Source organism: Streptomyces sp. NRRL S-646, from assembly GCF_000720765.1.
Lineage (GTDB): Bacteria > Actinomycetota > Actinomycetes > Streptomycetales > Streptomycetaceae > Streptomyces.
The window spans coordinates 101,260-109,384 of record NZ_JODC01000032.1 but is presented as its reverse complement, the minus strand read 5'-3'; the positions used below and the strand labels follow the sequence as shown (position 1 = coordinate 109,384).

Below are 8,125 nucleotides of genomic sequence, written 5' to 3'. Positions count from 1 at the left end.
CCGCCGCCTCACCGGCGAGACCACCGTCTCCTGGCGCGACCCCGCAAAACTACACCAACCGCCGATTCCGGGATGAAACAAAGGGAGAAAACGACCTCTCAGGGTTCATGCACCGCACGGTCCACGAGCGTGATGTAGCGGTCCACCACCATCTCGGCCGCCTGCTTCACGTGCGCATGGCCGTCCTGGCGATCCTGGACATCAGCGGGTTGACGATCACTCGCATCACCGCGATGCGGGCGACGTATCCGACTCGGTTGACGCGTATGAAGGTGTGCGGTTATGAGGAGCCTCAGGATTCGTTGTCGGCGGTGACTGCGCGGAACGTGCCGACCTCGCTCCGGCCCACGACGGCGACCACGGCGAGTGCCATGGCGAGCGACACCGCGCCCACCGCGGTGATCGCGGCCGACAGACCGCCCAGCCGGGCCGACAGGGCGAGGACCGCCAGGGGGCAGAAGAACTGGCCGATGCCGAAGGCGGCGGTCCACAATCCGGTGCCGCGACCGCGCTCCTCGTAGCCGAGGGAGGAGATGGCCCATGTCAGGAGGGTCGGCAGCAGCAGACCGGTACCCGCGCAGGCGATCACCGCGCCGACGGCCACCACGGCGATTTGGGAGCCGAGGGCCATGCCGACGAGTCCGGCGCCTGCGAGGCCGAAGGCCAAGGGCAGCAGGGTGCGCGGGCCGGATCGCGAGACGCGACCGAAGACGACTCCGCCGAGCGCGGTGGCCACCCCGGAGGCGGCACTGACCTGTCCGATCGTGGCGGTGGACTCGACGCCGATGCCGTCGAGGACGTACGACAGTTCCACGATTGGCGTGTAGAAGACCACTCCGCCGAGGAGCGACACACAGACGGGCTTGCGCAGGCTCCGCCAGGGAACGGGCTGCAGCGTGCCCCGCTCGGCTCCGGAAGCCGGCTGTCGGACGAAGAGGGCCACGAGGACGGCGAGGGCCAGGCCGACGGCGTACAGCCAGAACGGGGTGCGCCATCCCGCGCCGCCGAGCACACCGCCGAGCCCGAAGAACGCGATGGCGGAGATGTTCGTGAACACCACCTGCAGGCCGAGGTACTTGTCACGCCGGTGGCCGTCGAAGTGGTCGGCTATCAGTGTGGTGCAGCACGTCATGATGGCCGCCTCGCAGACCCCGACCAGGACCCGGCTGCCGACGATGAGAGGCAGCGAGTCCAGCCACAGCGGGGCGGTGCCGACGAGGGCGTAGACGAGGAGGGCGCCCACCAGCAGCCCTTTGCGGCCCAGGCGGTCGGCGACCGATCCGGCGACGAGCGACAGCAGACCGATCATCAGGGCGGGGGCGGTGAGCGTGACGGGCACCAGAATGTCGGCGCCCGCGGTGCCGTCGAACGCGTCCTGCATCTTGGGCAGGACAGGGGTGAGCAGGACGGCGCCGAGGACTCCCATGCATCTGGCCAGCAGCAGGATGAGCGCCTGCCCGAGGCCTGCTGTTCTTGTGCCGGGGGAAGGAGCGGCGGGTACGTGGTTGTACCCCTCGACTTTCGACTCGGACATGTTCGCTCCCGGTTGGTCGGGGGATGACGATGGGCCGACGCGCGACCCTCAGCGGGAGGGCGACGTCGGAGAGGGCGAGCGGGCGTTCGGCCGGGCGGTGCTCCGGCGGTGTGCGGCCGGCGTAGCGGCCTGACGGGGTTGGCCGATGCAGGTAGGTGCGTCGCCGTGTACCGGCCGGGCGTAGCGGCCCAATGGGGTGCGGCCGGCGTCACGGGGTGCGGCGGGCCTGACGGGGTGCGGACGGCGTGGCGGTGCAGCGGACGGCCGTCGTTGAGGCCTGCCCTGGTGCGGGTCGTTCCACGGCCGGCCGGCGGGTGGTGCGCCGAGCCCCGGTGAACTCGGCGCCACCTGTGTGTTGCGGTCAGTACGGTTCGGCGAGTCTCGCCTGGGCCGCCGGGATGGGCAGTTTGAGGAGTTCCTCGTCGTCCGGGGTCGGCGTTCCCGACTCGGTGCGCAGCAGGGCCGCCGAGTAGTCCTGGACGAATCCCGCGCGGCGCATGCGCCGCTCCCACCAGGTGTGAAGGGCCTTGTCGAGCGGCTCGGCCGAGTCCAGACACTGGGCGAGCACGACGGCGTCCTCCGCCGCCATCGCGGCGCCCTGGGCCATGTGCGGGCTGCTGGCGTGTGCGGCGTCACCGGCCACCGCGATCCGGCCGCGGAACCACGGTTCGCGAACCGTGACCTGCTCGACGGGGCTGTACGCGGCCGACGCGGCCTGGCCGGAGACCTGCCCGGCCAGTTCCCCGACCCAGCCGGTGAACTCCCCCAGCAGGACTCTGATCCGGTCCGCCACCTCCGCAGCGTCGCGTCGGCCCCCGATGTGCTCCTGGAGGACGAGGGCCACGTAGCAGTCGGTGTCGCTGAGCGGGATCAGGGTGGCCTTGACCTGCCCGGAGACGGCGTACACGACCCGTTCGAGCTGTTCGGGCCTGGGCAGGCTGATCCGCCAGCACGCGAAGCCGGTGTACTCGGCGTCGTAACGGTCGCCGTAGAGGTGGCGGCGGACCCGCGAGCGGATGCCGTCGAAGCCGAGCAGCAGGTCGTAGCGGCCCGCTTCGGATACGGACGCGCCCTCGACGGCGGCGGTGAAGTCGGCATACACACCGTCCTCGTCCTCCTGGACGGTGGACAGGGTGACGCCGTGGTGCAGGCGGGCCCCCGCGCCGCGGGCAGCGCCGAGCAGGATCCGGCACAGTTCGCTGCGCTGGATGCCGTTGTTCGGGGGCACGCCGGGGTGGTCCGGCGGCGGGAAGTCCACCACGGTGGTGCTGTCCGGGGCGACCATGCGCAGTTCGCGGTACTGGTAGCCGGCCGCCAGACAGTCGTCGAGGACGCCGATCTCCTGCATGACACGCAGGGCGTTGCCGGGCTGGTTGAGGCCGACGCCGAGGACGGAGCCGGCCGGGCGGTGCTCGACCACGTCGACGTGGACGCCCCGCTGGGCCAGGGCGGTGGCGGCGACGAGCCCGCCGATGCCCGCGCCCTGGATGAGTACCCGGGAAACCTGGCTCATGACGTTCTCCCTGTGTGACTCGTACGACGGCTGCGGGCGGGTGGGAGAGGGACGGGCTCCGGACCGGGGACGATCCGGTTCTCGATGTGCCCGATGCGTTCGATGTCGATCCGGACGGTGTCGCCGGGAGCGAGCGGGCCGGGCGCCGTGTCGGGCTGGGACACCCACAGCTCGGCGAGGCAGCCGGTACCGCATGTGCCCGAGCCGAAGACGTCGCCGGGCCGGACGACCGTGCCCCGCGAGGCGTAGGCGAGGAGTTCTGGGAAGGTCCACGACATGTGTGCGGTGGTGTCGCCGCCGGTACGCCGGCCGTTCAGCCGTACCTCGGTGGTGAGGGACAGGGTGCCCTCGTCGTCCCACACGTCGGCGAACTCGTCGGCGGTGACCAGCCAGGGCCCGAGGGTGGTGGCGGTGTCCTTGGACTTCGATGGGCCGAGCGGCAGGGTCAGTTCGCGGCGCTGGAGGTCGCGTGCGGACCAGTCGTTCATGACGGTGAAGCCGAGGATGTGCTCGCGGGCCCGCGCGGGCGTCAGGTCGGACCCGGCCCGCCCGACGACCGCGGCGATCTCCAGTTCGTAGTCGAACCGCCGTGCGCCCGGGGGCACCGGCACGGGGTCGTACGGGGCGACGACCGCGACGGGGTTGGAGAAGTAGAAGCCGGGTTCCTCGTACCAGCCCTCGGGGACGGCGCCGTCGGCCGCATCCTTCGACATCAGGACGGCGATGTGGTTCTCGAAGGTCAGGTAGTCGCGGATGGTCGGCGGCTGGAGGAGCGGGGCGAAGTCGGCCTGCTCCAGGGGCAGGGCCTCGGCGTCGCGGGCCCGGCGAGCCACGTCGTCAAGGGCCTCCTGGCCGCCCTGGATCACCTGGAGCAGGGCTTCCCGCGTGGGCAGCACCCGGACGGCGTCGCCGTCGGCGATGCCCAGACGTGGGCCCGCGGGGGTGCGGAGGGTGGTGAGTTTCAAGGGTGTGCGTCCTTGCGGCTCGAAGGGGGCGCTGTCGGTGCGTGTGCGGTGAGCGGCGGGTCACTTCACGGCGATGGGATTCACCGGGGAACCGACGGCGCCGGTGAACGGCAGCGGCTGGGCGGCGAGCAGGAACTCGTACACCCCGTCGTCGGCGCAGTGCTCGGCCAGGGCGTCGAGGTCCCACATCTCTCCCACCAGCAGCCCGACGTGCGGCAGCACCACCTGGTGCAGCGGCTGGAAGGAGCCGGGGAACTCGTTGGGCCGTACCTCGAAGCCCCAGGTGTCGGTGGCGATCGCGGCGATCTCGGTGCCGTGCAGCCAGCCGACCGTGCCGAAGGAGAGGCCGGGGGCGGGCCCGCCGGCGTACGTCCCCCAGCCCTCGCCGCGGGCCAGGGCGCGCCGGACCCGGGCGAGCTGGCCGGTGCGGACCAGCACGATGTCGCCGCGGCGCACCTCGCTGGTCGGTCCCTGCCGTTCGACTGTGGCCCTCAGGTCCTCGGTGGTGATGGGGTGGCCGTCGTCGAGTTCACCGTTTTCACCCCCCAGTGCCCGGCCCACGTCGAGCAGGACGCCTCGGCCGACCAGCGGGGCGGCGAGGTTCTCGATGCCGGTCACCGCGTCGCCCTCGCTGGTGACGGTCTCGGCGCCGCGGCGGCCGTTCCAGCCGATGCCGTGGTCGAAGACGTGCCCGAGCCCGTCCCACTGGGTGCCGCACTGCAACGGCATGTAGACGGCGTCGTCGGCGGCGGTCAGTCCGTGCGGGGTGCCCATCTGCGCGGCGGTGTCCTGGCCGGTGGACATCATGGTGTGCACCGGATTGACCCGGCGCTTCCAGCCGTTCTGCGGGCCGTTCTCGTCCAGCGGCAGCGCGAGCGAGAAGGAGATGCCCGTGCGCACCAGGGCACCGGCCCGCGCCCGCAGTCCGTCGTCGAGGAAGTTGACGGTGCCGAGGGCGTCGTCGTGGCCCCAGCGGTTCCAGTTGCTGTGCAGGGCGGCGGCCTTGGCGATGGCGGCCTCGGGGTCGCTGCCGTACTCCTTCAGAACGTTCATGGTCACCTCACACCGGGGGCGCGACGAAGCAGCCGCGGTCGACATCGTTGAAGGACTCCTTGGCGACCAGTTCGCTGAACGGGTTGGCGGTGCCCCACTGGTCCTGGTTCTCCGGCTGGGACACGTCGTACTGGCTGGGATGCCAGATGTCCTCGTCGAGCAGCTCCAGTTCGGTGGTGTACTCGACGGTGTTGCCGTGTGGGTCCAGGAAGTACGAGAAGGTGTTGTCTCCGGCCATGTGGCGGCCGGGACCCCACACCTTGTGCGTGCCTGCCCGCAGGAGCCGGCCGGAGCCGCGCATGTACTCGTCCAGGCCGCGCATCTCGAAGGAGACGTGGTGCAGGGAGGTGTGCGGACCGCGGGCGATGGCCAGGCTGTGGTGCTGCGGGCTGCAGCGCATGAAGTACATCAGGTCGCCCATGTGCGGCAGGGTCAGCGAGTCCGTCAGGCCGAAGGCGAGGTGCTTCTCGTAGAAGGTGCGGGTGGCCTCGGGGTTGGCGGAGTTGACCACGACGTGGGAGAGCCGGACCGGGATCGACTCGCGCTCCTCGATCTTGCGGTGGCGGCGCTCGGCGACCTCGGCGCTGACCTCGATGGTGCGGCCGTCGACGTCGAAGAACCGCAGGCCGTAGCCGCCACCCGGGGTGTCCAGGTCCCTCGGCTCATGCACCAACCGCACACCGTCCGTGGCCAGTTGGGCGGCGAGGGCGTCGACGGCGGCGCGGTCGCGGGCTCCGTAGGAGATGAGGTCGAGCCGTTTCTCGCTGTCGCGGCGCAGCCGGACGATGTACTGCTCGGGGGAGCCCTCGGCGGCCAGGAAGGCGATGCCGTCGTCCTCGGCGACCTGGGTCAGGCCCCACAGCGTGGTGTAGAACTCGCGCTGCTTGTCGAAGTCGGGCACGGCGAGGTCGACATGCCTCAGGTGGGTGATCAGTCGTTCCGTCATCGGATACCTCCGGCGGGTGTGTGCGGAAATCCGGGCAGAGGGCCCAGCAGCCGCTGGGCGTTTCCTCCGCGTACGGCGGTTACGGTGGCGGCGTCGAGTCCGGCTGCAAGCAGTCGCTCGACGGGGTTCTCGACGCCCATGTCGAAGGGGTAGTCGCTGCCGAGGGTGACCTGGGTCGGCCCGATGGCCTCGACGAGGTGGCGCAGCGCTTGGGGGGAGTAGACGAGTGAGTCGACCCAGATCCGCCGCAGCTGGGCGCTGGGCGGCTCGGCCGTGGTCTGGGCGTCGGGGCGGACGCTCCATGCGTGGTCGGCGCGGCCGAGGTAGGTCGGGAGGTAGCCGCCGCCGTGGGCGGCCCAGATGCGCAGGGCGGGGTGGCGTTCGAGGAGTCCGCTGAAGGCGATCCGGGACAGGGCGAGCGCGGTCTCGACGGGATTGCCGACCGTGTTGAACAGGTAGTACGCGCTCAGCCGCGGGCCGAGCGTGCAGCCCCAGGGGTGGATGAGGACCGCCACCCCCAGTTCTTCGGCCGCCGCCCAGAACTCGGCCAGCCGGGAGTCGTCGAGCTCGACACCGGGAGCGGCGGCGGTGGAGATCTGCACCCCGCGCATCCCCAGGTCCGTGCTCGCGTCGCGCAGTTGCCGCACGGCCAGATCGGGATGCTGGAGGGCGACCGACCCGATCGGCAGCAGCCGGTCGGGGTGTTTGGCGCAGAAGACCGCGACCGACTCGTTGGAGACGGCGGTGACGCGCTCGGCCAGTTCCCGGCCGGCCCAGGCGTGGGGCAGCGGGACGGCGCTGACCGCCTGAATGTCGGTTCCGGCCCGGTCCATCGCCTCCAGGCGCAGATCCACGTCGGTGAGGCGGGGCCCCAGCGAGCCGATCTGCCGTACGTTCTCGGCGAGTGAGACGGGCCCGAGTGCTGCCGCGTCGGTCTCCCGCTGCCGGGCCAGGCCGGGTTCGCCCGCGATGAGCTCGTCGACGGCCCGGACGCCCAGGTGCGCGTGCAGGTCGACGGCGGGTACGGGATGCGCGGTCATCACTTCTGCGCCACGCAGCGGTTGCGCTGGGCGCCGAGGCCGGTGATCGAACCGTCCATCACGTCGCCGGGCCGCAGCAGCCGGCCGTGGACCAGGCCGTTGCCAGCCGGGCTGCCGGTGAGGACCAGGTCGCCGGGCAGCAGGGTGGCGACCTTCGAGCAGTGGGCGACGATCCGCGCCACGTCGAAGATCATGTCCTTGGCGGACTCGTCCTGCATCACCTGGCCGTTCAGCTTCAGCGTCAGGTGGAATTCCGCGGGGTCCGGGGCGGCGGTACGTGGCACGATCACCGGCCCGGTCGGCAGGAAGGTCGGGGCGTTCTTGCTGGCCAGCCAGTCCGCGCCGAGTTCGGGCATGTCGCGGCGCAGGACCAGCTCCCGCAGGGTGAGGTCGTTGACGATCGTCCACCCGGCGACGGCGTCCATTGCCTCGGACACATCGAGGTCGCGGGCGGACCGGCCGATGACGGCGGCCAGCTCCAGCTCCCAGTCCGGCTTCTCGCCGTGCCGGGGCAGGATGACGTCGTCGTACGGGCCGCAGATCGCGCTGGGCAGGCCCGTGAAGACGTACGGCGGGTGCTCCAGGCGGCTGTCCATCGTGGCCGCAGCGTCCGCGCGTACCTGCTCCGCGGTCCGGCCGTCGGAGCCGTCGTGGTGCTTGACCGCCAGATCGATCACGTGCGTGCGGTAGTTGGCCCCGCACTGGAACACCTGTCGCGGGCTCACCGGACTGGTGAGTGCGACGTCCTCCAGCGGGATCCAGCCGGTCCCCGAGGCGAGCGCGGCGAGCGCGGGCTCGGCGGTGTCCCAGCGTTCCAGCAGTTCCTGGGTGGATGCGGGGCGACCCGCCTCGGGGCACGACGACAGGTCCAGGACGTGGTCCCTGCGGACGAGCCCCGGGACGGCCGACTGCTGCCCGGGGCGGGTGAAGGCCGCCAGGGCCCACGTTCCGGCGTGGTCGATCAAGGACACCATGAATGCGCTCCTCGTGAGGCCGTTCACCGACCGGCATGTAACGTCGGCGTTAATCAGCAGCATCGGGTTCGGACCGCTCACCAGGCCAACAAAAGATCCG

7 protein-coding genes are annotated in these 8,125 nt (G+C 71.3%); all 7 read right to left on the bottom strand.

Features of this window, described 5'->3' with window-relative positions; all coding sequences use genetic code 11:
- Positions 1-292: 292 nt before the first annotated feature.
- Positions 293-1,534, bottom strand: coding sequence for an MFS transporter (locus IH68_RS0145645; protein WP_037886366.1), 1,242 nt, complete (start codon positions 1,532-1,534; stop codon positions 293-295).
- 361 nt (positions 1,535-1,895) lie between these two features.
- The gene (locus IH68_RS0145640) at positions 1,896-3,047 is read right to left on the bottom strand and encodes an FAD-dependent monooxygenase (RefSeq protein WP_030948833.1); all 1,152 of its coding nucleotides are present in this window, start codon (positions 3,045-3,047) and stop codon (positions 1,896-1,898) included.
- Positions 3,044-4,012 (bottom strand): fumarylacetoacetate hydrolase family protein, encoded by a 969-nt coding sequence (locus IH68_RS0145635; protein ID WP_030948831.1) that lies wholly within the window; start codon positions 4,010-4,012, stop codon positions 3,044-3,046. The genes IH68_RS0145640 and IH68_RS0145635 overlap by 4 nt, the downstream gene beginning before the upstream one ends.
- A 60-nt stretch (positions 4,013-4,072) precedes the next feature.
- Positions 4,073-5,065 carry a cyclase family protein gene (locus IH68_RS0145630; protein WP_030948829.1) on the bottom strand — a complete coding sequence of 331 codons (993 nt, stop codon included), beginning with the start codon at positions 5,063-5,065 and terminating at the stop codon, positions 4,073-4,075.
- A 7-nt stretch (positions 5,066-5,072) separates the two neighbouring features.
- The gene (locus IH68_RS0145625) at positions 5,073-6,011 is read right to left on the bottom strand and encodes a VOC family protein (RefSeq protein WP_030948826.1); all 939 of its coding nucleotides are present in this window, start codon (positions 6,009-6,011) and stop codon (positions 5,073-5,075) included.
- Positions 6,008-7,051 (bottom strand): amidohydrolase family protein, encoded by a 1,044-nt coding sequence (locus tag IH68_RS0145620; RefSeq protein ID WP_030948824.1) that lies wholly within the window; start codon positions 7,049-7,051, stop codon positions 6,008-6,010. The genes IH68_RS0145625 and IH68_RS0145620 overlap by 4 nt, the downstream gene beginning before the upstream one ends.
- Positions 7,051-8,025: a fumarylacetoacetate hydrolase family protein gene (locus IH68_RS0145615; RefSeq protein ID WP_030948821.1), complete on the bottom strand. Its 975-nt coding sequence runs from the start codon at positions 8,023-8,025 to the stop codon at positions 7,051-7,053. Before IH68_RS0145615 ends, IH68_RS0145620 begins: the two co-directional genes overlap by 1 nt.
- Positions 8,026-8,125 lie beyond the last annotated feature (100 nt).